This is a genomic window from Staphylococcus cohnii subsp. cohnii, from assembly GCF_002902365.1.
Taxonomy (GTDB): domain Bacteria; phylum Bacillota; class Bacilli; order Staphylococcales; family Staphylococcaceae; genus Staphylococcus; species Staphylococcus cohnii.
Map to the genome: position 1 here is coordinate 19064 of NZ_PPQC01000025.1, position 26548 is coordinate 45611.

Sequence of the window (26548 nt, forward strand, 5' to 3'; positions counted from 1 at the left end):
ACCTTATTTGTGTTATGATTTAGACTATTGATTAAATCATTCATATACAAATTTAGGATGTTTACATTTTACCCTATTTAATATTTTTGAGATGTAAGTCACATGAAAATGATGTAAAATAGAATTAATCAACAATGATTCATAACATTGTGTATAGAAAAGTAGCGACGAGGTACATAATCATTTGTATTTCGTTATCATTTAGGAGTGAAAGTTTTGGACGTTATCAAGCAAATCCAACAGGCAATTGTATATATTGAAGATCATTTGCTAGAGCCTCTATATTTGCAAGCACTTAGTGATTACGTTGGTCTTTCACCATTTCATATTGACCAATCATTTAAAATGATTGTAGGTCAATCACCAACAGAATATGCAAGGTCAAGAAGATTGACTTTAGCAGCACAAGACATTTTAAGTGGCTCAGCTCGCTTGGTAGATGTTGCAAAAAAGTATAGCTATAAAGACGCAAATGATTTTGCTAATGATTTTAGTGATTTCCATGGTGTTTCTCCTATTCAAGTCAATACAAAAAGAGACGAATTAAAATTGCAATCAAGGCTTTATATTAAACTTACTACTACAGAACGGGCCCCTTATGCGTACCGTTTGGAAGATACACAAGGTTTGTCTTTAGTAGGTTTTGCTAAGTTCTTAAATTCAGAGGAAATTGATAACCCTTTTAAAGTGCCTGATTTTTTAGAGGATTTATTAATTGACGATAAAATTAAAGAATTACAACGATATAATGATACAAGTCCACATGAACTCTTTGTGGTTAATTGTCCGCTTGATAATGGAATGGAAATTTTTGTAGGCGTACCGAGTGAAAGATATCCTGCGCACCTTGAAAGTCGTTTCTTACCTGAAAGACAATATGCTAAATTTAATTTACAAGGTGAGATGGATTATGTAGTCAATGAAGCTTGGTATTATATAGAGACCAGCCTTCAAATGACTTTACCCTATGAGCATAATAGTTTGTACGTTGAAGTTTATCCATTTGACATTTTATTCGATGATCCATTCACTAAAGTTCAATTATGGATGCCTGTTGATCAAGAACAATATGACATATTAGAATAAAAACATGAAAATACACTTAAATAATATATAGCGAGCAAGCAAACATATTTTTATATAAGTTGCTTACTCGCTATATTTTTGTTTGTTAATCATTATCCTAATTACTAGATAATAGATTCTAAAGTTTAATTACAAATGCTTCGTATGGTTGGATATTTTCAAAATCAATCGTACTATCTTTGTAGTTATGTAGTAATATGTTTTCTTCCAGGAAACTTGCATCAAAGGATAATTCAGCTTTTTTATTTGTTAAATTACCAACAATTAGTACATATTGATCATTTAATTCTCGTGTATATGCAAATATTTGGTTATTTTTTGAATCAACCAAATTAAATTCACCATATGTAAAAACATCATGAGATTTTTTTAACTTTATTAAAGCTTTATAGAAATTTAATATTGAATCTGGATCTTTTTGTTGATGTGCAACGTTAATGTTTTTGTAGTTTGGATTTACAGGAAACCAAGGCGTTACATCTGAAAATCCTGCAAAGTTAGAACTGTTCCACTGCATAGGTGTTCTAGAATTATCTCTATTTTCTTTTTTATGTTTATCTAATAGTTTTGAGACATCGCCACCTTGTTGTTTGACAATTTTGTATTCATTGACCACTGCAACATCATTAAAGGTTTCAATATCATCAAAAGGATAATTGGTCATACCAATTTCTTGACCTTGATAGATAAATGGTGTACCTTGCTGTAAAAAATATACGACTGCATGACTTGTTGCAGATTCAAACCAATAATGCGTATCATCCCCCCAAGTTGACACACGTCTTGGCTGGTCATGATTTTCAATAAACAATGCATTCCATCCAACATTTTCAAGTTTTTTTTGCCATTCATTGAGTACATTTTTATAGGCTTTGACGTCAAATTTAACGTCGCCTGAATTCCACAAGCTTAAATGTTCAAACTGAAAAATCATATTGAATTTGCCAGTTGTCTCACCTACCCAAGGTTCAGCGTTTTCTGGACTAACACCATTTGCCTCTCCTACGGTCATAATATCATAATGACTTAAAGATTTATCTTTCATTTCTTGTAACCAAGTTTGTATGCCAGGCTGATTCATATCTACTTCAAAAGCTGGTGCATAATCTTTTCCTTCTGGTAGTTTTAAGTCACCAGCTTCAAATGTTTTTTTAATATGTGTTATAGCATCTACTCTAAAACCATCTATACCTTTATTAAACCACCAATTCATCATTTCAAAAACAGCATTTCTAACTTCTTGGTTTTCCCAGTTTAAATCTGGTTGCTTTTTACTGAATAAATGAAAATAATATTGACCTGTTTGTTCATCAAATTCCCATGTAGATCCATTAAATATACTTTCCCAATTATTTGGTTCCGATCCATCTGGTTTCGGATCTTTCCAAATGTACCAGTCGCGTTTAGGATTATCTTTACTGGATTTCGATTCTATAAACCATGGATGTTCGTCTGATGTATGATTAACGACTAAATCTAGTATTAACTTCATATCTCTTTGATGTATTTCATTTAATAATTGATCAAAATCCTCCATGGTTCCAAACTCATTCATGATATCTTTATAGTCGCTTATATCATAGCCATTATCATCATTTGGCGATTTATACATTGGGCTAAGCCAAATAACATCAATTCCTAAATCATTTAAGTAATCTAACTTTTCTATCACACCTTTTAAATCTCCGATACCATCGCTATTAGTATCATTAAAGCTTCTTGGATAAACTTGATAAGCGATTGCTTCTTTCCACCATTCCCTTTTCATATAAATCCCCCTATAAAGGTATTAAATTTGTTAAATCCTATCAATATTTATATCTGAAAATTTAACTATGAACTAGCGTGCCATATAAATATAGTATGAAAAATAGTACCAATGTTTAAACAGTCATAGCTTAATACAATATTAAATATAATAGACTTAATCATATATATTAATAGATTAATTAATGTACGTATAAAAGTCAAAATTTTAGCGCAATCGCTTACAAATGAATATATTTATTATTTTTAAAACGAAAAAAACACTTCCGTATAAATTCATTTTTTATTACGAATTCAACGAAAGTGTTTTAATTTCACTCCATAAATTGAAGTTATTATTTATTTATGTTAATAAATATATTTTAAAGCCTGAATTGTGTATGTCTCTGACAATTTTAGGTCTTCTGAGATAGTTATTCAAAAACTAACTATTATAAAATATCTAAATTATTCTTCAATCCATTGTGTATGGAAAATACCTGAACGATCTTTACGTTCATAAGTATGTGCACCAAAGTAATCACGTTGTGCTTGGATTAAGTTAGCTGGTAAATTTTCTGAACGATAACTATCATAGTAGTTAATACTTGCTGAAAAACCTGGTGTTGGAACGCCGTTTTGAACGCCTGTTGCAACAACGTCACGTAAAGCTTCTTGATAATTCGTAACGATATCTTTGAAATAAGGATCTAACAATAAGTTTTGTAGATCGCTATCATTATCATATGCTTCTTTAATTTTTTGTAAAAATTGAGCACGGATAATGCAACCTTCACGCCAAATCATAGCAAGCTCATCAAGTTGAAGGTTCCATGTATTGTCTTCACTAGCTTTTCTCATTTGAGCAAAACCTTGTGCATAAGAACAAATTTTACTCATGTACAGTGCTTTACGGATTTTTTCAAGGAATGCTTCCTTATCACCTTCAAATTTGGCATTAGGTCCATTTAATTGTTTTGAAGCATTTACACGTTCTTCTTTAATTGAAGAAATAAAACGAGCAAATACAGACTCAGTGATAATTGTTAAAGGGATTCCTAATTCTAAAGCATTTATAGATGTCCATTTGCCTGTACCTTTTTGGCCAGCTGTATCTAATATTTGTTCAACTAACGGACCATTTGTTTCATCATCTAATTTATTGAAAATATCACCAGTAATTTCTATTAAATAACTTGATAATTCACCAGCATTCCAATCTTTAAATGTTTGAGCAATATCTTTATGTGACATACCTAGCAAGTCTTTCATCATTGCATAACTTTCTGCAATTAATTGCATGTCAGCATATTCTATACCATTATGAACCATTTTAACGTAATGACCCGCACCATTTGGACCAATATAAGCTACACATGGTGCACCGTCTTTTGCTTTTGCTGATATTGCTTCTAATATATGACTCACTTTATTAAAAGCTGCTTCTTGTCCACCAGGCATAAGTGAAGGTCCAGTCAATGCACCAACTTCACCGCCAGATACACCCATACCAATAAAGTTAACACCACTTTCAGCTAAAGCTTTGTTGCGTCTGATTGTATCTTGATAATTTGTATTACCACCATCAATTAAAATATCATCATCATCTAATAATGGTAATAGCGTATCAATTGTTGCGTCTGTTGCTGTACCAGCCTTTACCATTAATAAAATTTTACGGGGTTTTTCTAAGGAATTTACAAATTCTTCCATTGAATATGTTGGATGTATGTTTTTTCCTTCAGATTCTTTTACCATTTCATCTGTTTTTTCTGAAGAACGGTTAAAAACTGATACACTGTATCCGCGTGATTCAATATTCCAAGCAAGGTTTTTACCCATTACGGCTAAACCAACTACACCTATTTGTTGTGTCATTTAACTAACCTCTCTTATTAAAGTTTTCTAGTACATTGTATCACAAAGGTATCTTTATATTCACTTAATCAGTTTATAGATTGTTTAATAAGCACATCGTTGATACTTAAAAGTTGGTTAGCTAACTGATTTAAAGATTTAATTGAAATTCTTTCTTCAGTAGTGTGAATGTTTTCATAACCGACACCTAAAATGACTGTTGGTATACCAAGTTGATTGATTATATTACCATCAGATCCGCCACCAGCAATGACGGTATTTGCCTCTAAACCTAAAGATAAAGCGCTAGATTTTGCTATAGAAGTAACTGTTGCATCATCAGAAATTTTAAATCCTGGATAACTTTTGATGATTTCTACTTCTGCATGACAATGATACTTTTTTGCAGTTGTTTCAAATACAGATTTCATATGATTCACTTGTTTGATAATACTTTCATCTGAATGTGAACGTGCTTCTGCATTTAATGTTACTTTTTCAGCCACAATATTAGTAGCTGATCCACCTTCAAAGCGCCCGATATTAGCTGTAGTATATTCATCTATTCGACCTAAGTTCATTTCACTAATTGCTTTTGCAGCTACATTTATTGCGCTAATTCCATGATTAGGCGTACTGGCATGTGCAGTTTTTCCAAATATTGTGGCATTTAATTTCATTTGAGTTGGCGCACCTACTACTGTTGTACCGACTGGAACACTTGCATCAATCGCAAAGCCATAATTTGCGTCTAGTAAAGTTTTATCAATAGTTTTCGCACCTTCTAAACCTATTTCTTCTCCCGCAGTTAAAATAAATTGTATTTGACCATGGGGCAAATTTTGTTCATTAATGACACGGATAAATTCTATAATAGCTGCTAAACCTGCTTTATCATCTGCACCTAAAATTGTAGTTCCATCTGAGTATATGTATCCATCTTCTTTTACAGTCGGTACAATATTTTGACCTGGTACAACCGTATCCATGTGACTTGTAAAATATATTTTCTCAAGATGTTCAAAATTTGGAGTAGCCTTTAATGTGCATATTAAATTATTAGCACCTAATGCTTCATTTTGAATACTTGCATTGTCTTCACTGATATTTATATTTTGTTGTTCCATCAATTTTTTTAAATGGTTTTGTATAGTTTGTTCATTTCCACTTTCTGAATCAATTTGAACGAGTGTTAAAAATGTCTCTAATAGACGTTCTTCATTTATCATATTTATCCCCTTTTCTATAATCACAATTTATTTTAGTTTACATAAGTTTAAAGTTTAGTAAAACAAATATGTTTATACGTATTAGACTTGTTATGTTATAATATACATTGTTAAAATAATGATATTTAAAATTATTGTGGATGCTTCAAAGTACAATAATAATTAATAAGATGCATTGGGTATATTATGGAGGAATAAAGATTGAATAACAATAAAGTGCTTAGATTTATAATTGTAGTTATGTTGGTAGCAGTAGTACTTGCACTAATCTTGACAAGTATAGTTCCTTTAACGAGTTAAAATTATAAACTTAATTTTATCTTAACTTTAAAAAATTTTTGTCTATCGGATTTGGTCATAAATCCGTTTAAAATAGCACTTAGGTGATTTAATTCAATTCATCTGAGTGCTATTTTTTTATTCAATGTTTCGTATTGTTGGCTCCCTTTCTTAAGCGACAGCTTTATCCTGTAGTTTTCAACTTCACTCAAGCGTCTCGCTAAAATACGTCGCATTTATATGTATTTTCACAATATATTACTATGAAAAAAATAAGGAGAAATTATAACTAAAAATATTTCAAAGTCCCAATCAATCAAAAGCCTTCGGAACCAAAAACAAAAGAAATTTACAATCAAGAAAAATTATGGCCTAGGTATAAAGAAAATAGATGTCATTTTCTTACCTAGGCCAAGGTGATTATTATTGATGCTTTCTATGAAAAAATTGTTGATTTTGTATCTTTATGTAATTTTAAGGATCCAAATTGTGATTTAACTTCTAAATATTCTTCTAATTCATTGAGTAGTTGTTTAATACTAGCTCTAGTTCTAAATGAAGCATGTGTATTTGGTAACTCTAATTGTTCTAACTCTATTTTAATTTCATAGAGAGAATGCAATCGTAACACCGTATAGTCATTACTATTTACGTTATGAGCCACTTCCAAAAATAAACTGCTGATTTTAGTTAACAGCGTATCTTTCGTTTCAATGTTTTGTATCATTTTAGACATTCTTTCAAGTAGTTCTAATTGCTCTTCTCTCATATCAAAATAATGATAGTAAGAATTTTCATTACGTACAAAATGATTTTTAACATCCCTAAATGCAATTGATTTTGCCTTTTGAATCGTAAGTTGTAATTGGTTGAATGAAATACTTAATGAAGCATTAGGTTCTTTACAAGTATTACTAAACGTTTCAAAAATTGTTGTAAATTGATTTTCTATTTCTTCTTTATATTGTTTAAGTTTAAAGTCTAGGCTAGGCATGATTAGATTCATTATAAATGCAATACCAAGGCCCACAATTAATAATAAAATTTCATTGATAAACAAATGCATGTCAATCACTTCAGCATTAAATACATGCAACAAAATGACACAACTTGTAACTACGCCTTCCTGTACTTTAAATACAACAGTGAGCGGTATAAAAAATAAGACGATTAGACCTAAAATAATAGCATTTTGACCGAAGTAACTGAAAGCTATTGACCCTATTATAAGGATTAATATACAAGATACAAATCTAGATATAATTGCTTGAAGTGAATGCACTTTGGTATGTTTAATACAAAGCACTACTAAAATGGCACTAGAAGCAAAATTATCTAATCCCATTAATTTAGCAATGATAATTCCTAGTGCCATACCTACAGCAGTTTTAATTGTTCTAAATCCGATTCGATATGGATTTAATCGCATCATCGGTGTCAACCTCTATCTTTCAACACAATAAGTATCAAATAAATTTTGTAATTGATTAATAACGTCCATCACATCATGGCCTTCGATTTGATGACGTTCTATCATTTGTGTGATTTCACCATTCTTTATTAATGCAAATGATGGGCTTGACGGTGCGTATCCTTTAAAATAATCTCTTGCTTGTTGTGTAGCTTCTTTGTCTTGTCCAGCAAACACTGTTACTAGTCTGTCTGGTAATTTATCATAATGTAAAGCATGCGTAGCTGCTGGTCTAGCAATTCCACCTGCACAACCACAAACTGAATTAACCATAACAAGTGATGTACCTTCTTGACTGAACACTTTATCAACTTCATCTGCTGTTGTTAATTGTTCATAACCCGCTTCCTCGATTTCATTTCTTGCTTGGCGTACTACATCATTCATATATAAATCAAAATTTAAATCCATATTCAAATCACCTTTCATTATCAATTTATTAATTTCATTTTACTAATATATAGACAATAGTTCAACATGTGTGTTTAATGAGAAAGTAAGTTTACTAATCGTGTAATACTTGAACAATAATCATTAAAAAATAAGTTAGAAATCAAAATAAGCAAAATTGATTTCTAACTTACCATTTTCATATAAATTAGCACTTGTTTATACAATAAAAACTAATAAATACTTGTATTTTCTATAGAGTATTGCTCAATTCTTGTCTTAACGAAATTCATAAATCTACCTGCTTGCAAACCATCTAATATACGATGGTCAATAGAAATACATAGATTAATCATGTGTCTAATAGCTATCATATCATCAATAACAACGGGTTTTTTGATGATGGATTCAATTTGCAGTATAGCGGCTTCTGGGTGATTGATAATACCCATAGATGATACTGAGCCAAATGTACCAGTATTATTGACCGTAAAAGTACCACCTTGCATATCTTCAGATCTTAATTTTTTATTACGTGCTTTTTGCGCTAAATCGTTTATTTCTCTAGCAATGCCTTTTAAGGATTTTTCATCTGCATTTTTGATTACAGGAACATATAATTTTTCTTCATCAGCTACTGCAATTGAAATATTGACATCTTTATGCATAACTATTTCAGAATTTTGCCAACTACTATTGAGTAAAGGATATGCTTTTAATCCTTCTGCAACTGCCTTTACAAAGAACGCAAAATAAGTGAGGTTATAACCTTCATTTTCTTTGAAACTATTTTTATGATAATTTCTTGTTTTAACTAAGTTTGTAGCATCTGCCTCTACCATCATCCAAGCATGTGGGATTTCATTAACACTGTTCACCATATTTTCAGCTATTTGTTTGCGAACACCATTTACTGGAATCGCAGAGCCGGGAGATGGTTCGTTATATTGAACTTGCTTATTGACTTTCGGAGAGTCTTTAGGAGCGATGATTTCTGAGCCTAGTTTATTAGTACCTTCTTTGATTACTTTCTCTATATCTTTTTTGGTTACTCTACCTTCAAAGCCAGTCCCTTTGACTTGTGAAAGGTCAATTTGATGCTCAGACGCAAGTTTGAATACTACCGGTGAAAAGCGTCCGTTATTTTTCGGAAGATTATCTGATGAGTCAATCGTGCTATCATTTACATCAGAGGAATCAGCCATAGTTTGTGTTGCTTCTGATGTATATTCATCTTGTTCGTTTGTAGTATTGTTATCGGTATTTTCATTAGACAGTTCTTCCTCAGTATCTAAATAACAAATCACTTCGCCTACTTCTACTGTTGTACCTTCCTCCACAATAATTTCGCGGATTGTACCAGCATATGATGAAGGCACTTCTGCAGTTACTTTATCCGTAATAACTTCACAAAGTGGGTCATACTCTTCTACTTTATCGCCTACTGAAACGAGCCATTGTTCTATTGTGCCCTCATGCACGCTTTCTCCGAGTTTAGGCATTTTTATTTCCATCATTGTGCCTCCTTAAAATTCTGCGAGTTCACGCATTTTAATTTTTATCTTATCTGGATTAATCATAAACTCATCTTCGAGTGTTGGTGCAAATGGCATTGAAGGAACATCTGGTCCAGCAAGTCTCATTATCGGTGCATCTAAATCAAACAGACAATTTTCAGCAATAATTGCAGCAACTTCAGATATGATACTACCTTCTAGGTTATCTTCAGTGACCAATAAAACCTTACCTGTTAATTTAGCTCTCTCAATAATTGTTTCTTTATCTAAAGGATAGACTGTGCGTAAATCAACCACTTCAACATTTATATCATCTTCAGCAAGCATATCAGCTGCTTGAATACAGTAATTGACACAAAGACCATAAGTAAATACAGTTATATCATCGCCTTCACGCTTAACATCTGCTTTACCAATTGGGACGGTATAATACGATTCAGGTACTTCTTCTTTAAGTAAACGATACGCTTTTTTATGTTCAAAATACAATACGGGATCATTGGATTCTATTGATGAAAGTAATAGACCTTTAGCATCATATGGTGTGGAAGGAATAACTATTGTGAGACCCGGCGTAGAAGCGAAAATGGATTCAACACTTTGTGAATGATAAAGTGCGCCATGTATACCTCCACCAAATGGAGAGCGAATAGTAATAGGACAATGCCAATCATTATTAGAACGGTATCTCATTTTTGCTGCTTCACTCATAATTTGGTTCGTTGCAGGTAAAATATATTCAGCAAATTGAATTTCTGCAACTGGTCGTTTACCTAACATAGCAGCACCAATACTAGTACCTACAATATTCGATTCAGCAAGTGGTGTATCTAATACTCTTGCTTCTCCATATTTTTGCTGTAAACCTAACGTGACTCCAAACACGCCACCTTTTTTTCCTACATCCTCACCCAATACAAAAACGTCATTGTCTTTTTCCATTGCTTGGTCTAGGCCTTGATGAATTGCTTCTAAATAAGATAATTTAGCCATTATTTAAGCTCCCTTCTTCGTAGACATATGTGTAAGTTTCTTCTGGTGATGGATAAGGTGCTTTTTCAGCTTCTTTTGTTGCTTGATTTACAATCTCTTTATGTTCTTTTTCTATTTCATCTAACCATTGTTCATCAATGATACCTTCTTCTAATAAAAAAATTTTGAATTTTAGGTTGCAATCTAATGATTTTAACCCATCACGTTCTTCTTGTGTACGATACTTGTCATCATCATCTGATGAGTGTGCAGTCATTCTTGTACACATTGCTTCGATTAATGTCGATCCCTCACCATTCAATGCGCGTTCTCTTGCTTCTTTCATTACTTTATACATTGCTATCGGATCATTACCATCTACATGCTCGCCATGTATACCATAACCAATAGCACGATCAGATAATTTTTCTGCACCATATTGTAGCGTGTCGGGTACTGAAATTGCATATTTGTTGTTTTCAATCACACAAATAAATGGAAGATTATGAACACCAGCAAAATTGAGACCTTCATGAAAATCTCCTTGGTTTGAACTACCTTCTCCCACAGTTGCCATAGCAATATTAGGTTTATTATCCATTTTTAATGCTAATGCAGCACCTACAGCGTGTAATATTTGTGTTCCAACAGGAGAACTTTGAGATAATATACCTTTTTCTCTTTTTCCAAAATGAGAAGGCATTTGTTTTCCACCGGAATTTATATCATCACGTTTACCGAATGCAGCTAACATTGAGTCTAATGCTGTCATGCCCATATAAGTTACAAACGCTAAATCTCTATAATAAGGTGAAGATATGTCTCCCTCATGCATAGCATATGCCATACCTATCTGTGTCGCCTCTTGCCCTTGACAACTTATGACAAATGGGATTTTCCCAGCACGGTTTAAAAGCCACATACGCTCATCAATTTTACGACCTAAGTCCATCCATTTATACATGGTTTGTAAGTCAGACGCTTCGAGTCCAACTGATTTATAATCAAACATCTTATTTCCTCCTTATTTAAACATGAATCGCTCTGTTTTCAACTTTTAAGCCTAACTCCATTAACACTTCAGACAGCGATGGATGAGCATGAGTAGTTAATCCAAGTTCTAGAGTGGAGCCATTCATAAATTGCATTAATGATACTTCATTAATTAATTCTGTTACGTGCGGACCGATCATATTAAGTCCAAGTACAGTATCATTATCCTGATCGATTATGATTTCGCAAAAGCCTTTTTGATTTGTAACATCTTCTATAACAGCTTTGCCGATTGCTTTAAACGGAACTTTAAAGGCTTTTGCATTAAACTTTTTAGATTTTGCTTGTTCTAAATTTTGCCCAATACTTGCAACTTCAGGTTGCGTATAAACACATTTTGGCATTTTATCATAGTCAACGGATATTGGTGAAGCATCAAACATATGGTCGATTGCCGTTATGCCTTCTTTAGATCCTACATGTGCGAGTTGTAATTTACCGATACAATCGCCTGCAGCATATATATGTTTGTCTTGAGTTTGTTGATATTCGTTTACGATTATATGGTTGGCATCTGATAGTTGTATTTTTGTATTATTCAAGCCAATATCATGCGTATTTGGCTTTCTACCAATTGCGACTAAGCATTTTTCAAAATGAGCCGTTTCATCATTCAATAAAATATTGATACCAGAGTCTTCAATTGAAACTTGTTCATTTGATAGTTGTGTATTTTCATAAAATTTCACACCACGTTGTATTAAATCATTTTTTAATGTATTTGCGATGGATTTACTCTCAGTCGGTAAGATACGTTTACCTGCTTCTATGACAGCTACTTCAACCCCAAAATCTGTCATTAAAGATGCGAATTCTAAACCTATGACACCTCCACCGATGATTGCCAGTGATTGGGGTAATTTATCTAGTTTTAATATATCATCACTGGATAACACAGTGTTTCCATCAAATGGTAAAAAGGGTAAAGGCAATGGAGATGAACCAGTACAGATTAATACATTATTATTTGGAATTAATTCCGATTCACCATTTTCGTATTCTACTGAAATAGTACCGCTTTGAGGTGAGAAAATAGATGGACCTAATATTCGTCCAACCCCATTAAATACGTCAATTTTATTTTGATTCATAAGTTGTTCAACACCTTTGAACATTTGTTGGACAACTTCTTTTTTACGTGCTTGAATGCGTGAAAAATTTAATTTAAATGCATCTACATCTACACCAAATTCACTCGAATTTGCTACTGTTCTTAATACATCAGCTGATTTCAAAAGTGCTTTTGTTGGTATGCATCCTTTATGTAAACATGTGCCACCTAAAAGTGACTTTTCTACAAGTGCAACTTTTTTCCCTAATTGAGATGCTCTAATTGCTGACACATACCCAGCAGTACCTCCACCTAAAATTATTAAATCATATTTTTCGTCTGCCATATTTTTACTCCTAACTGTAATCTTAGTATTATGTCAATAATCGTATTTAAACAAAAAATTGAGCAAAGTAATTGAAAATCAATATATAACAACAAAATTAAATTCATAACAGATTTAAATTTTTATTAAACTGAATTGTTTGAAATTAATTATTTTAAACATGCGAATAAAATCACCTTTGAGTTTTAAAAGTGATTTCAATGCGTGTTTTTTAATTTTCTAAACTCTTTCATTTTTCAAATACTTTAATTCTACACTTTAAAAGAATTGTCTAGTTAATGAAATATTGATGATTACTATGATTACAATAAGTCTTTTATAGAAAAATCGTATTCTTCATCCTTTACTTAATACAAGCGCAAAATAATAATTTTCTATTCATTTATATCCTTTACTATCTTACATCAAAATTCAATATTATAAAATTAATAACCCAAATAATAGTGTAAAAATTCAAATATAATTAGAAGTTAAATCCATTTTGCGACTTCAAAGCAAGTAATAATGAGTTTAATTTATTTTGTTTACTTTCTGTCCTCGATGTGAAGACAATAGGGAATTTTGCTCCTAGTAACAAACTAGAAACAGAAGCATTGCCAAAATAAGTTAAAGATTTTAACAATACACTCCCAACATCTATATTGGAAACTAGAAGTGCATCAACATTACCAGCAATACTAGATGTATTATTTTTTTCAATTGCTCTTTTTTTACTGATTGCATGATCAAAAAGAATGGGGCCATCTATTTTCACATCTGTATCAGATGTGAAAATATTTTTTAATTTTTCACCATCTATAGATGACAAAATCTTTTTAGATGCTTGTTCTACTGAAGATAATAAACCTATGTTAAATTCATCATAACCTAGCGTTTTGCTGAAAGTAGTTAAATTTTTAATGATTTGCTTTTTCTCTTCAATTGTCGGAGCTACGTTATATGCGACATCACTAATCATTAAAGTTTTGTGATAATTAGGTATACTAAAGCATGCAACATGATTTAAAAAGCCATATTGATCTATAAAGTTTTTATTACTTAAAAGAAAAGAAATCATTGATGTGGCTTTCATTTTCCCTTTCATTAAAACGGTAACTTTTCCTTGTGATAGATCTTCTGAACATTGTTTTAGTAATTCGTAATCACTTGAAAATGTTAGCACATGAATTCTATTTAAAATTTGTGGTTCTAAATCAAAAGAACGTATGATTTCCGTAGTGTCTTGGGTATCATAAATAAAATTATCTATGTTAGTTAATTCTAATGCTTTAACTAATACTGCTATCATTTTCTCATCATTTGCATATAAAACCGCTACATTTCCAGCCATTGTTTCACATGGTTCAACTAATTGTTGGAATCGCATAAAATCAACATCCTTCACCGATTATTTATCAAATTCAGCTAGCACTAAAAATAACAATAATGAATTTAAATTTTTATTATAGATTGTGATTCTGTTCTATCATTTCCTTAGCATTTTGTCTGGTTAATTTTGTCACAGTAGCACCTGAAATCATTCTCGCTACTTCATCGATACGTTCTTCTCCTGACAATTCTTTAACTTGCGTTGTTGTTCTTTCATCATCTGTATTTTTACTAATAAATAAATGATGGTCACTCATTGATGCAACTTGTGGTAGATGCGAGATGCATATCACTTGAATGTGTTCAGCCAGTCCTTTCATTTTTTCTGCCATCTTTTGAGCAGCTTTACCAGACACACCAGAATCTACTTCATCAAATAAAATGGCTGTTTGGCCTCTAGTTTTTACAAAGATAGTTTTTAACGCTAACATAATTCTGGACAATTCTCCTCCAGAGGCTATTTTATTTAAGCTTTTTAAAGGTTCGCCTTTATTTGGACTGATTAAAAATTCTACAAATTCTATACCTTCTCGATTAGGTGAGTCTAATGTTTTAAATGAAATTTCTAAATTAGCATCGTTCATCTGAAGGTTTTGGATTTCATCTACAATATGATTACGCAAAGATTGAGCGACAATTCTTCTTTCTTGTGATAACTTTTCCCCTAATTGCATAACATTTTTATATAAATCATCTATTTCTTGACGTAATTGAGCAGTACTTTCTTCATAGTTTTCAATCTTATTAATTTCGTCAGCCATTTTATCTTGATACATAATGAGTTCATTGATATCTTTACCATATTTACGCTTTAAGCTATTTAATAAATTCATCCTGGATTCTAATTCATTTAAATATTGTTCATCAAATTCTGTATTCGTTAAATCATCATATAATTGATGTTTAGCGTCTTCAAGTGTGTAATAAAACTGGTCGACATCTTCTTTTAATGCATCGTATTTTTCCGGTAAAATTTCACTGATTGATTGTAATTGATGACTCAATTCGTATAAACGATCTGTAATGGCATGCTCATCCGTTAATGTAATATGTGCGTTGTTTAACGCTAAACTAAGACTTTCGGAATTTTGAATACGTTTGATATCAGTTTCAAGTTGTGGGACTTCGTTTTCTATAAGATTCGCTTCTTGTAATTCATCATATTGAAATTTCAACAAGTCTAGCCGTTGTAATAATGCTTGATCAGCTGACTCTAACTCAGCTAATTCTTTTTTCTTAGCTTTATATTTATCAAAAGTATCAACATACGATTCAAGTAGCGTTTGATATGTATTTTCTGCATAACTATCTAATAAATGTAAATGATATTTTTGTTTTAATAATGTTTGTGTTTCATGTTGGCCATGTATATCTAACAATTCTTGCATTATTTTTCGCAAATCTTGTAAAGTAACTGTTTGATTATTAACTCTACAAATACTCTTACCAGAGCTAAATATTTCTCTTTTTACTAATAAAAAGTCCTCATCTATATCGATTGATAAATCATGAAGTATTGAAATGGCTTCTTTACTATTATCAATATCAAAGATACCTTCAATCACTGCTTTTTTCTCACCGTGTCTAACATAGTTTGATGATGCACGCATGCCAATGAGTTGCCCAATTGCGTCTATAATAATTGATTTACCAGCACCAGTTTCACCACTTAAAACAGTTAAGCCATCACCAAAACTCACTTCTAATTCATCTATAATTGCGAATTGTTTAATCGATAAGGTTTGTAGCATTCATAATCACTTCCTTATACTTATAGTAAATTAAAGATACGCGTTTTAATTTTTTCGCTTGCAGATTCATCTCTGCATATAATCAAACAAGTATCATCACCACAAATTGTGCCTAGCACTTCATCCCAGTCTATTTGGTCTAGGATTGCGCCAATTGATTGAGCGTTGCCAGGTAATGTTTTAAGTACTAAAAGATTACCTGTACCATCAATATTTACAAATGAATCCATTAAGTAACGACCGAGTTTTTCTAAGGGATGATATTTTCTGTCATTAGGTAAACTATAAACATATTGACCAGAAGGTGTGGGTACCTTAATTAATTGTAATTCTTTAATGTCGCGAGAAACAGTTGCTTGAGTTACATTTAACTCATATTCATTTAAACGCTTTACCAATTCATCTTGTGTTTCAATTTTTTCATTAGATATAATTTCTCTTATTTTAATATGTCTAACTGATTTTTTTGCCATGTATAGCACCTCTATAAACGAATATTTATACAATAATTTTAACACATGGATGATGATACTACTACTAAAGTTAATTTAATTGAAATACTTTTATTCACTGTTATATATACTACTTGCCTATTTCCTAAGATTGTTTAATATTGCACATACTTCTATTTTATAAGGCTAATACTGTTACAATTTTAGTGGCAAATGAATATTTATTTATAAAATTATAAATTCGTTTTAATAAAAAAATCATGCTACGATCAGTAGCATGACTAAATGTTTGAAATAATATAAAAGGACAATAACAGTTACTAAGTCTTTTAAGATTCTCTATTATTAAATAATTCAATTATAAATTTTAAATTACTTGTGTCATATTGCTCAGGTAAACGAGCTAAACAAGCATATGCAGATTCAGTATGTGATTTTAACTTCTCTTCTGCACCATTTTGTCCTAACAATGAAACGTAAGTACTTTTATCATTTTCGATATCACTACCTGTAGCTTTTCCTAGTTTTGCTTCATCGCCGTAAATATCTAATAAATCATCTTTTATTTGAAACATTAATCCTAAATGCTCACTATATGATTCTAATAAACCGGCGACATTTGTTTCTGGTTCAGCAATATCTACTGCAGCCATTACAGCAAATTTTAATAACGCCCCTGTTTTAGCATGGTGTATATGTTCTAACGTATTCAGGTCAACTGAAGATCCTTCACCTTCGCTTTGCATATCTAGCGTTTGGCCGCCCACCATACCTAAATGTCCACTTGCAGATGACAAGCGCTTGATAAGTTTTACTTTAACATCATCTTTCAGATTGTCATCATTAATAATAATATCAAAAGCTTTAGTGAGCAATGCATCACCAGCAAGTATTGCTTTCCATTCACCATATACTTTATGATTTGTCAATTTGCCTCTTCGATAATCATCATTATCCATTGCCGGTAAGTCATCATGAATAAGAGAATACGTATGTACCATTTCTAATCCAAGTGCTGAAGAATAGCCAAGTTTATAATCCTTTGCTAGCATATCCAGTGTTAATAAAAGCAAAACAGGTCTAATTCGTTTACCACCTGCTTCTAACGAATATCTCATGCTATTTTCTAAATCTGTATTTAGTGATGAATTCGGAATTGAATTTTGCAATAATTTATTTATTTCACCAGTTAAATTGTCAATTTTATGATTCATCATGATTTTCTTCCTTTTCAGTTTCTTCATCGCTTTCAACATTTTCTTCAGACATAAGTTCATTCACTTTTCTTTCAGCATTTTTCAATGTTTCATCACAATTTGCTGATAATGTCATACCTCGTTGATATAAGTTTAAAGATTCTTCTAAAGAAACATTTTCATTATCTAATTTTTGAACTATATTTTCTAATTCTTTCATCATTTCTTCAAAACTTTGTGATTTATTCGTCATCTTTACACCTTACTTTCATAACTTGTGCATCAACAGAACCGTCTTTCATTGTTAATACAATATTATCATTTTCAGTTAAATCGCTCGTGCTCGTTACTATCCTATCTTCTTTATTCACAATCGTATAACCACGTAACATTGTATTGGTTGGACTAAGATTATTCAAATTCTCTATTTTATTAGTTAAATTATTTCTTTGTTTTACAATGAGGTGATTCATTAATTTTACAAGATTCGTTTGTTGTTGATTGATCGTTGCTTGTTCTCTCTGAATACTTTGTTTGAAATGTTTTAAGTTGAAATTCTGTTTTATTAATTGTAATTTTTGTACCTGTTGATTGACTTTAAAGTTTATTGATAAATTAAGTTGTTTCTCTAAATCATCACGTTTTTGGATCTGTTGATCATATAACAAAGTTGGCGTTTTAAATTTATAGTATGAAGCAACATGTTGTAGATACTGTTTTCGATGTTGAATTTGTTGTTTCATAAACCTAGTTAGAGAAAATTTTTGTTGCTGAATATATTGTCTTAATTCATATTGATCAGGAGTAGCCATCACTGCTGCTTGTGTAGGTGTTGCTGCACGTGCATCTGCTACGAAATCACTAAGTGTAAAGTCTGTTTCGTGACCCACTGCTGATATAATTGGTGTTTTACATGTATAAATCGCTTTTACAACATCTTCTTCATTGAAGTTCCATAAATCTTCTATAGAACCACCACCACGACCAATTATAATAGTATCTACATTTAAATCATCAGCTTGTTTTATTTTTTCAATGATATCATGCTTAGCCTGCTCACCTTGTACTAAAGTGTTAATTTGAATTTGTTCAACTAAAGGATATCGACTATTGATAGTTGTGTGGATATCTCTTATTGCTGCACCAGTGCCAGCAGTCAACACAGCAATTTTTTCAGGAAACTTAGGAATCATTTTTTTGTGGTTTTGATCAAAATACCCAACTTTGGTTAATTTCTTTTTTAATTGTTCTAATTTTTGATATAAATTACCAATGCCATCTATATGCATTTTATTAACATAAACTTGATAATTGCCACGTCTTTCATATACAGAAACACGTGCTTCTAAAAGCACTTCGTCACCTTCTTTAGGCTCGAAGTCAATTTTTGAAGCATTTCCTTTAAACATCATTGCACTGATTACGCTATTTTTATCTTTAACATTAAAATAAAGATGACCGCTACTATGTTTTTTAAAGTTAGAAAGCTCTCCTTTGAGCAATACATTTTGTAGATGTGGATCCTGATCAAATTTATATTTAATATATTTAGTTAAAGCTGACACACTTAAATAATCTGACATATTATATCACTCTTTTATTCAATATTACTTAATACACCATTGATGAACTTATAATGATCATCATCACTAAATTGTTTTGCTAATTCAACTGCTTCATTGATGATTACTTTTTGTGGCGTTTCGCTATTTAACAACTCAAAAGTTGACATTCTTAATATGATACGGTCAGATTTTAATAACCTGTCGATCGTCCAATCTTTTAAATGTGGCGCAATTTTGTTATCTAACACAGATTCATGATCTTTTACACCAGTAACTAGCCAATTAATAAAATCAAATTCTAAATCCGGATTATCATCTTTAATAAAACTAATTGCTTCATCAATCGTTAAGTCACTATTTTTCATTTCTAATTGAAATAGTGTTTGAAAGGCTTGTGTTCTAGATTCTTTTCGACTCATTATAAACTCCTTTTAGCATTGTACGCTTTATGACTAATATAAAATAGAATTTTGTTAATCACTTGATTATGGAACTCCTGTTTTATGACTACATTAAAGTCATAGTGCTATTTTTAATTTGTAGATACGATATGTGTAATGTGAACATTAATTTGATTTGGTATGATGGTTGTCATCGTAGATAATGAGTTATAAATGGCATTTTGTATTTTTCTTGCAGTTTCTGAGATATTTATGCCGTATGAAAATGAACAATAAACATCTATATGAATACCATCATCTTTTGTATCTACTTTAATGCCACGTGCTAATTGTTTTTTTGTAACTTTTTCAACACTTAGATCTTTAATTTCTTTAAAGTGTCCTTCTAGGCCTTTTATTTCTGAGGTTGCTATACTTGCTATAACAGTCAAAACCTCAGGTGCTATTTCTATTTTTCCTAAATTGGAATGTGATGATTCTGCTACTTTGACCATTTCACAAACCTCCTATTTAGATTATTCATCCATTATATTATAAGTTTCTAAGAAGTTAGTATTAAATTTACCGCTTTTAAATATATCATTATTTAAAAGTCGAATATGGAACGGAATTGTAGTGTCAATTCCTAATACTAAATATTCACCTAAAGCTCTCAATCCAGTCATAATTGCTTCATCTCTTGATGGTTCATGAACAATTAATTTTGCTACCATAGAATCATAATATGGAGGGATTGTATAATTAGTATAACATGCGGATTCGATTCTTACTCCAAAACCACCTGGTGCTAGATATTGTGTAATCTTCCCTGGGGAAGGCATAAAGTTTTTATACGGATTTTCTGCGTTAATCCTAAATTCGATTGCGTGCCCTTTGATTTCAATATCTTTTTGTGTATATGGCAATTTCTCACCCATTGCAACTTTAAGTTGCAGTTTTACTAAATCAATACCAGTTACCATTTCTGTAACGGGATGCTCTACCTGAATACGCGTATTCATTTCCATGAAATAGAATTCATTAGTGTTTAAATCATAAATAAATTCAATAGTACCAGCATTTTCATAATTTACAGCTTTTGCTGCTCTTACTGCTGCATTACCCATTTCTTGTCTTTTAGCATCAGTTAAGATTGGAGATGGTGCTTCTTCCACAAGTTTTTGCATACGTCTTTGAATTGTACAATCTCGCTCTCCTAAATGGATGACGTTACCATAACTATCTCCCATCACTTGTATTTCAATATGTCTAAAGTTTTCAATAAATTTTTCAAGATATAATCCACTATTACCAAAAGCAGTTTCTGCTTCTTGTTGTGTCATTTTGAAGCCAGTTTCCAATTCTTTTTCATCACGTGCGACACGTATACCTTTACCACCACCACCAGCAGTAGCTTTGATAATAACAGGATAACCTATATCTTTTGCAATTTTCTTAGCTTCTTTAATGTCTTTAACTAATCCTTCACTTCCAGGAACTACAGGAACTTCAGCACGTTTCATTTCTTCTTTAGCTACGTCTTTAATACCCATTTTTTGAATTGATTCATAACTTGGACCAATAAATTTAAGTTGACAAGCTTCACACAGTTCAGCAAAATCACCATTTTCTGCTAAAAAACCATATCCAGGGTGGACACCATCACATCCTGTAGAAGTTGCAATGGATAAAATATTAGGGATGTTTAGGTAAGAATCTTTAGATTGAGTGGGACCGACACAATATGCTTCATCAGCAATTTGAGTATGTAATGCATCTTTGTCTCCCTCAGAATATATTGCTACAGTTTGCAATCCTAAATCGTGACATGCACGTATAATTCTTACGGCAATTTCCCCTCTATTTGCTATTAAAATTTTATTCATTATTTCACCTTAAATAACGGTTGGCCATACTCTACCATTTGACCGTCTTCTACTAGTATTTCAGCAATTTCCCCTGTGACTTCTGCTTGTATTTCATTAAATAATTTCATAGCTTCCAAAATACATACAGTAGATTCGTTTGAAACAGAATCTCCTACTTGAACATATGGGTTTTCTTCTGGTGAAGGTGATTTATAAAACGTACCAACCATCGGTGCATTTATCGTTTTTAAGTTATCATTTTCTTGAGAAGAACTTGTCTCTTCTGTACTTTGAGCATCGAGTTGATTTGATACAGCCGATTGTTGTGGTGCAATTTGTTGCATCGGTTGTTGTGAAACTTGAGGTGTAATAATCTCAGTTTCTTTCTCTTTTTTTAAATTAACTATATTCCCTTTATCTTCTATATTAATTTCAGTCAAGCTGGATTGATCAAGAATTTCAATTAATTCTTTAATTTCTTTAAAATTCATAAATACTGACTCCTTCAGATTGTTTTCATTACCTAGTTTATTTTACTTTAGTGAAATGTTCAATTCAAGCATATACATATTTTCTATTATAACTCATTAATTACTATATTTAATCAATGGTTAACTATAATTTGTGTCATGATTATTTTCCTTTTACGCATAAATAACAAAAGCCCTTCCATTTAAATAATTGGAAAGGCTTTTTAGTAATTTGCAAGATACTGTATTCATATTATGTGTGAAGTTGATGAATTAAGCTCTTGATACGTAACTACCATCGCTAGTGTTAATTACTAAAGTATCTCCTTCATTAACAAATAGTGGCACATTTAAAGTATAACCTGTTTCTACTGTCGCAGATTTTGTAGCACCGGTAGCAGTATCACCTTTAATACCTGGTTCTGTTTCTGTGACTGTAAGTTCAACGTTTTTAGGTAATTCAACACCTAAAGTTTCATTTTCATAACTTTGAATTTGAACTTCCATATTTGCTTTTAAGAAATTTAATTCGTGTTCTAAATAATCAGCAGATAATTCAATTTGATCGAATGTTTGATTATCCATGAAAACATGCGTATCTCCATCAGCGTATAAATATTGCATACGGCGATTTTCAATCATAGCAGTTTCAACTTTTTCTCCGCCTCTAAATGTTTTCTCTTGGATAGCACCTGTTCTTAAATTACGTAATTTAGAACGTACAAATGCAGCACCTTTTCCTGGTTTTACGTGTTGGAAATCTAAAACTTTCCAAATTCCATTATCTACAGAGATTGTTAAACCTGTTTTAAAATCATTAACCGAAATCATTCAGTTTCCTCCTTAATATAAGGTCTTCTATAAAATAATAAGGTCTTTAGACGATTTAGTAAAGCGTTCGCAACCATTTTCTGTAATTAATATATCATCTTCAATACGTACGCCACCAATTCCATCTAAATATATACCGGGTTCAATTGTAACACAATTATTTAACTCTAATGGAGATTCAGATTTTTTAGATAAATTTGGACCTTCGTGTACTTCTAATCCAATACCATGGCCCAGTGAATGACCAAACGCTTCACCATATCCTTTTTCAGTGATATAATCTCTTGCAACTGCATCAAGTTCTTTTCCGGTCATTCCTTTTTTAGCTGCTTCAATTCCTTTTACATTTGCTTGTAATACAATTTGATATATTTCTTTTAACTGAGCATCCGGTTCGCCTATAGCAAAAGTACGCGTAATATCTGAGGCATATCCATTGTAATAAGCACCATAATCTAAGGTGATTAATTCTCCTTGATTAATGACTTTATCACTTGCTACGCCATGTGGGAGCGCCCCTCTGACTCCAGAGGCAACAATTGTATTAAAGGACGGACCTTCTGAACCTAAATCTAGCATTTTGCTTTCTAATTTTGCTTTCAACTCAAGTTCTGTCATTCCTGCTTTAGCAACCGTTAAAATATACTCATAAGCATCATCAACAATCTGAGCAGCTTTTTGAATATTTGCTATTTCTTGCTCATCTTTGACTTCTCTAATTTTTTCAATTAATCCAGAAATACTTATTAAACTAATATAAGATTTACTTAACTGTAAATAAGTATCATAGCTCACTAAATCACCTTCAAAGCCAACATTTTGCACATTTAATTCTTCAAGTGTTGATTTAATAGATTCTATCAATTGTCCCTGTTGCTTAATTATTTTAAAATCAGTAGCCTGAGTAGTCGCTTGTTCTATGTATCTGAAATCAGTAAGTAATAGTTTTTCTTCATTTGTAATAATAAGTGCACCACTGGTTCCAGTGAATCCAGATAAGTAGCGTCTATTATAATCAGATAAAACGATAATTGCTTCTAAATGCTTTGTTTTTAGAGCAGCTTTTAATTTATCTATTCTATTCAACAGTAATCACCCTATTCAATAAATTTGTACATTTCCAATATATACATTAAAATGATAGCATAATTAATGTATCAATTTATAGTTTTTGAATTAGGAGAGAGTTATGAAGAAAAAATTATTCGCTATTTTAAGCGCTTCGTGTATACTCGCTGGGTGTGGGAGCCAAAATTTAGGGCCATTAGAAGAGAAAACAACAAAACTTCGCGATGAAAATCATAAATTAAAAAGTGATATTCAAGATTTAAAATTAGAAATAAAAAAAGAAAAAACAAATATTACTGCATTAGAAAAAGATAAAAACAATATTAAGAATGCAAAAAGTAATAAAAATAAGCTGAATCATATTAAGGCGTCTTCTGAATATTATCAAGATGTCGCAAAAGCAATTGATGATTATAATAATATTGAAGATGAGGTTTCAAAAAATAAACAAAGTGAAAAAACTCAAAACAAATTAACAGATATTACTAATAAAATTGATGCTGCTTTTTCTACATATAAAAATAAAATTGATAAAGATAAAATGAATGCTGAAGATAAAAAGAAACATAAAAGTATTACTAAATTAAACAAATCACTAGATTCAGCTATGAGTGATATAAGGGATGGTTATAACGAAAAAGATAAGAAGAAACTTAATAAAGGTCAAACTACTTTATCAAAAGTAAGTATAAGTAATGAGTAACGTGATATATAAATAGGAGTGTTTATTTTGAAACAAGCAATATTCTATATCGTAATCGCAATTGCATTAGTTGGTTTAATACTTAACTTAGATGCATTTTTATTTAGTTTTGTAAAAATGGCCATAAGTTTAGCTATTTTTGCAGGTATAATTTATTTAATTTACTATTTTTTCTTTTTAACTGAAGATCAAAGAAAATATAAGCGTGCCCAAAGAAAGTATAGAAAAAGAAATAAAAAGAGTTAATGTTAAACTTTAAAAGTTTAACATTAACGAAAAATCAAAGCATTCACCCTACAATATTTGAAAATATTGTAGGGTGAATGCTTTTTATAAAGAATATAATTATTTTCGATAAGTCCATTCTGATGATTTGTACTTTTCAATTAATGCTTCAACTTCATCATTTTGTTGTGGGGTTAATTCTAAAGGTTTTAAATTGATATTTAATCCCTTTTTAAATCCACTTTCGAATGCGCTTTCCATTTCATCTATAGTAATGTAGCGATCAGAAATATCATTAATTGCTACTGCTTTATCAACAAAAGCTTGTTTCATTTTTTCTTTCAATCGGTCATTTTTAAATATAAACATATCAAACAAATCATCGATATCTATATCTTGTAACAATGAACCATGTTGCAGTATAACACCTTTTTGTCTCATTTGAGCACTTCCTGCAATTTTACGTCCTTCTACAACTAATTCATACCAACTCGAAGCATCGAAACAAACTGCACTTCTTGGTTGTTTTAATTTAGACCTTTCTTCTTTGGATCGTGGAATAGCAAAAGAAGCATTAAAACCTAATGTTTTGAATCCTTCAAGCAAACCCTCAGAAATGACCCTATATGCTTCTGTAACAGTTTTAGGCATGTTCGGATGGGATTCTGGTACAATAACACTATAAGTTAATTCTTTGTCATGTAAGACGCCTCTGCCGCCTGTTTGTCTTCTAACAAGGCCGTAACCTTTATCTGTCACCTTGTCTATATCAATTTCTTTTGTCAATCTTTGAAAGTAACCAACTGAAAGTGTAGCTGGATCCCATGTGTAAAATCTTATTACTGGGTCAATCTCACCTCTGGAAACAAAATTTAATAACGCTTCATCCATTGCCATATTGTAAAATGGATCATTACTACCCGTGTTGATAAAATGCCATGTTTCAGTCACAATCAAAACTCCATTCATTAAAATTAAATTGTGATAACATCCAATGTGTGTTATCGTTTTCAATAATTGTACAAAAATGTCAGTATTATGTAATTATCATGATAAAAATATTTTGATAATTTATGCTAACAGTCTTATAATATATAATATCGGTTAATTAGGGAGGATGCAAGATGAGTAATTTTTGGTTTATAGCTTTAGCAATATTAATAGTAATCGTCGCTTATATGTTGTTCAATAAATATTTGAACAAAAAAGCGGTAACAGAATTAAACCAAAATGAATTCCATAATGGTTTGCGAAAAGCTCAAGTGATTGATGTGAGAGAAAAAGTAGACTATGATTATGGTCATATTAATGGTGCTCGTAACATTCCAATCACAATGTTTAAACAAAGATTTCAGGGATTGAGAACGGATCAACCAATCTATCTTTGTGATGCGAATGGTATTGCCAGTTATCGTGCCGCTAGAATATTAAAAAAGAACGGATATAAAGATATATTCATGCTTAAAGGCGGATATAAAAAATGGACTGGTAAAATCAAATCAAAAAAGTAAATGGTTAAATAAACATTTAAAGATTGAGTTCGGACATAAATGTCTCTGACTAAACAGAAAACGATAATTTCTATTGAAATAATGTAGAAATTGTCGTTTTCTTTATTTTTATCAAATAGTGTAGCTCGTTGAGCTACTATTTTCCTTACATTCAATGCCATAA

At 31.3% G+C, this 26548-nt stretch carries 26 protein-coding genes and 2 pseudogenes; 5 read left to right on the forward strand and 23 right to left on the reverse strand.

What is annotated here, in order from left to right:
* Window positions 1-216: 216 nt before the first annotated feature.
* Window positions 217-1086 carry an AraC family transcriptional regulator gene (locus CD032_RS04710; RefSeq protein ID WP_019468367.1) on the forward strand — a complete coding sequence of 290 codons (870 nt, stop codon included), beginning with the start codon at window positions 217-219 and terminating at the stop codon, window positions 1084-1086.
* A 118-nt stretch (window positions 1087-1204) separates the two neighbouring features.
* Here the strand turns inward: CD032_RS04710 and CD032_RS04715 are convergent, their stop codons facing one another.
* The 3 genes from CD032_RS04715 to CD032_RS04725 form a co-directional block, all read right to left on the reverse strand.
* The gene (locus tag CD032_RS04715) at window positions 1205-2854 is read right to left on the reverse strand and encodes a glycoside hydrolase family 13 protein (RefSeq protein WP_040030039.1); all 1650 of its coding nucleotides are present in this window, start codon (window positions 2852-2854) and stop codon (window positions 1205-1207) included.
* Between the two features lie 446 nt (window positions 2855-3300).
* Window positions 3301-4710, reverse strand: a complete 1410-nt coding sequence (gnd, locus tag CD032_RS04720) for an NADP-dependent phosphogluconate dehydrogenase (protein ID WP_103211231.1) — start codon at window positions 4708-4710, stop codon at window positions 3301-3303.
* A gap of 68 nt (window positions 4711-4778) precedes the next feature.
* Window positions 4779-5918, reverse strand: coding sequence for a M20/M25/M40 family metallo-hydrolase (locus CD032_RS04725; RefSeq protein WP_019468370.1), 1140 nt, complete (start codon window positions 5916-5918; stop codon window positions 4779-4781).
* A gap of 210 nt (window positions 5919-6128) precedes the next feature.
* Between CD032_RS04725 and CD032_RS13065 the strand changes: the two are divergent.
* A pseudogene (locus CD032_RS13065) lies at window positions 6129-6218 on the forward strand (hypothetical protein); the annotation flags it as partial.
* 415 nt (window positions 6219-6633) lie between these two features.
* Here the strand turns inward: CD032_RS13065 and CD032_RS04730 are convergent.
* The 18 genes from CD032_RS04730 to CD032_RS04815 form a co-directional block, all read right to left on the reverse strand.
* On the reverse strand, window positions 6634-7629 hold the full coding sequence (locus CD032_RS04730) for an aromatic acid exporter family protein (RefSeq protein ID WP_019468371.1): 996 nt from the start codon (window positions 7627-7629) through the stop codon (window positions 6634-6636).
* A gap of 12 nt (window positions 7630-7641) precedes the next feature.
* On the reverse strand, window positions 7642-8079 hold the full coding sequence (gene brxB, locus CD032_RS04735; RefSeq protein WP_019468372.1) for a bacilliredoxin BrxB: 438 nt from the start codon (window positions 8077-8079) through the stop codon (window positions 7642-7644).
* Window positions 8080-8291: 212 nt separating this feature from the next.
* Window positions 8292-9572, reverse strand: a complete 1281-nt coding sequence (locus tag CD032_RS04740; protein ID WP_019468373.1) for a dihydrolipoamide acetyltransferase family protein — start codon at window positions 9570-9572, stop codon at window positions 8292-8294.
* Between the two features lie 12 nt (window positions 9573-9584).
* Window positions 9585-10568: an alpha-ketoacid dehydrogenase subunit beta gene (locus tag CD032_RS04745; RefSeq protein ID WP_019468374.1), complete on the reverse strand. Its 984-nt coding sequence runs from the start codon at window positions 10566-10568 to the stop codon at window positions 9585-9587.
* On the reverse strand, window positions 10561-11559 hold the full coding sequence (locus CD032_RS04750; protein ID WP_019468375.1) for a thiamine pyrophosphate-dependent dehydrogenase E1 component subunit alpha: 999 nt from the start codon (window positions 11557-11559) through the stop codon (window positions 10561-10563). Before CD032_RS04750 ends, CD032_RS04745 begins: the two co-directional genes overlap by 8 nt.
* Before the next feature lie 16 nt (window positions 11560-11575).
* Window positions 11576-12997 carry a dihydrolipoyl dehydrogenase gene (gene lpdA / locus CD032_RS04755; RefSeq protein ID WP_019468376.1) on the reverse strand — a complete coding sequence of 474 codons (1422 nt, stop codon included), beginning with the start codon at window positions 12995-12997 and terminating at the stop codon, window positions 11576-11578.
* A gap of 463 nt (window positions 12998-13460) precedes the next feature.
* Window positions 13461-14363 carry a phosphate acyltransferase gene (locus CD032_RS04760; RefSeq protein ID WP_103211232.1) on the reverse strand — a complete coding sequence of 301 codons (903 nt, stop codon included), beginning with the start codon at window positions 14361-14363 and terminating at the stop codon, window positions 13461-13463.
* A gap of 76 nt (window positions 14364-14439) precedes the next feature.
* A complete protein-coding gene (gene recN / locus CD032_RS04765) occupies window positions 14440-16116 on the reverse strand; it encodes a DNA repair protein RecN (RefSeq protein WP_019468378.1) in 1677 nt (558 codons plus the stop codon).
* A 20-nt stretch (window positions 16117-16136) separates the two neighbouring features.
* Window positions 16137-16589: a transcriptional regulator AhrC/ArgR gene (ahrC, locus tag CD032_RS04770; protein WP_019468379.1), complete on the reverse strand. Its 453-nt coding sequence runs from the start codon at window positions 16587-16589 to the stop codon at window positions 16137-16139.
* Between the two features lie 308 nt (window positions 16590-16897).
* Complete coding sequence (locus CD032_RS04775) at window positions 16898-17785, reverse strand: polyprenyl synthetase family protein (protein WP_019468380.1); 888 nt, start codon at window positions 17783-17785, stop codon at window positions 16898-16900.
* Complete coding sequence (locus tag CD032_RS04780; RefSeq protein ID WP_019468381.1) at window positions 17772-18017, reverse strand: exodeoxyribonuclease VII small subunit; 246 nt, start codon at window positions 18015-18017, stop codon at window positions 17772-17774. The genes CD032_RS04775 and CD032_RS04780 overlap by 14 nt, the downstream gene beginning before the upstream one ends.
* Complete coding sequence (gene xseA / locus CD032_RS04785; protein WP_019468382.1) at window positions 18007-19347, reverse strand: exodeoxyribonuclease VII large subunit; 1341 nt, start codon at window positions 19345-19347, stop codon at window positions 18007-18009. The genes CD032_RS04780 and xseA overlap by 11 nt, the downstream gene beginning before the upstream one ends.
* Before the next feature lie 14 nt (window positions 19348-19361).
* The gene (nusB, locus tag CD032_RS04790; protein WP_019468383.1) at window positions 19362-19748 is read right to left on the reverse strand and encodes a transcription antitermination factor NusB; all 387 of its coding nucleotides are present in this window, start codon (window positions 19746-19748) and stop codon (window positions 19362-19364) included.
* 113 nt (window positions 19749-19861) lie between these two features.
* The gene (locus CD032_RS04795; RefSeq protein WP_019468384.1) at window positions 19862-20224 is read right to left on the reverse strand and encodes an Asp23/Gls24 family envelope stress response protein; all 363 of its coding nucleotides are present in this window, start codon (window positions 20222-20224) and stop codon (window positions 19862-19864) included.
* A 21-nt stretch (window positions 20225-20245) separates the two neighbouring features.
* Window positions 20246-21595, reverse strand: coding sequence for an acetyl-CoA carboxylase biotin carboxylase subunit (accC, locus tag CD032_RS04800; protein WP_040030036.1), 1350 nt, complete (start codon window positions 21593-21595; stop codon window positions 20246-20248).
* On the reverse strand, window positions 21595-22068 hold the full coding sequence (accB, locus tag CD032_RS04805) for an acetyl-CoA carboxylase biotin carboxyl carrier protein (protein ID WP_019468386.1): 474 nt from the start codon (window positions 22066-22068) through the stop codon (window positions 21595-21597). Before accB ends, accC begins: the two co-directional genes overlap by 1 nt.
* Before the next feature lie 252 nt (window positions 22069-22320).
* Window positions 22321-22878, reverse strand: coding sequence for an elongation factor P (efp, locus tag CD032_RS04810; protein ID WP_019468387.1), 558 nt, complete (start codon window positions 22876-22878; stop codon window positions 22321-22323).
* Between the two features lie 27 nt (window positions 22879-22905).
* Window positions 22906-23964, reverse strand: coding sequence for a M24 family metallopeptidase (locus CD032_RS04815; RefSeq protein ID WP_019468388.1), 1059 nt, complete (start codon window positions 23962-23964; stop codon window positions 22906-22908).
* Between the two features lie 103 nt (window positions 23965-24067).
* Between CD032_RS04815 and CD032_RS04820 the strand changes: the two genes are divergently transcribed.
* Both CD032_RS04820 and CD032_RS04825 read left to right on the forward strand, forming a co-directional pair.
* Window positions 24068-24649: a hypothetical protein gene (locus CD032_RS04820; protein WP_019468389.1), complete on the forward strand. Its 582-nt coding sequence runs from the start codon at window positions 24068-24070 to the stop codon at window positions 24647-24649.
* 27 nt (window positions 24650-24676) lie between these two features.
* Window positions 24677-24895, forward strand: a complete 219-nt coding sequence (locus CD032_RS04825) for an SA1362 family protein (RefSeq protein WP_019468390.1) — start codon at window positions 24677-24679, stop codon at window positions 24893-24895.
* A 99-nt stretch (window positions 24896-24994) separates the two neighbouring features.
* On the opposite strand, the gene CD032_RS04830 is transcribed toward CD032_RS04825, so the two are convergent.
* Window positions 24995-25825, reverse strand: coding sequence for a lipoate--protein ligase family protein (locus tag CD032_RS04830; protein ID WP_019469336.1), 831 nt, complete (start codon window positions 25823-25825; stop codon window positions 24995-24997).
* A 173-nt stretch (window positions 25826-25998) separates the two neighbouring features.
* On the opposite strand from CD032_RS04830, the gene CD032_RS04835 reads away from it, so the two are divergent.
* Entirely contained in the window at window positions 25999-26385 is a 387-nt protein-coding gene (locus CD032_RS04835) for a rhodanese-like domain-containing protein (RefSeq protein WP_019469337.1), read from the forward strand.
* Here the strand turns inward: CD032_RS04835 and CD032_RS13300 are convergent.
* Window positions 26283-26548, reverse strand: a pseudogene (locus tag CD032_RS13300) (hypothetical protein); the annotation flags it as partial. The gene CD032_RS04835 and the pseudogene CD032_RS13300 overlap by 103 nt on opposite strands.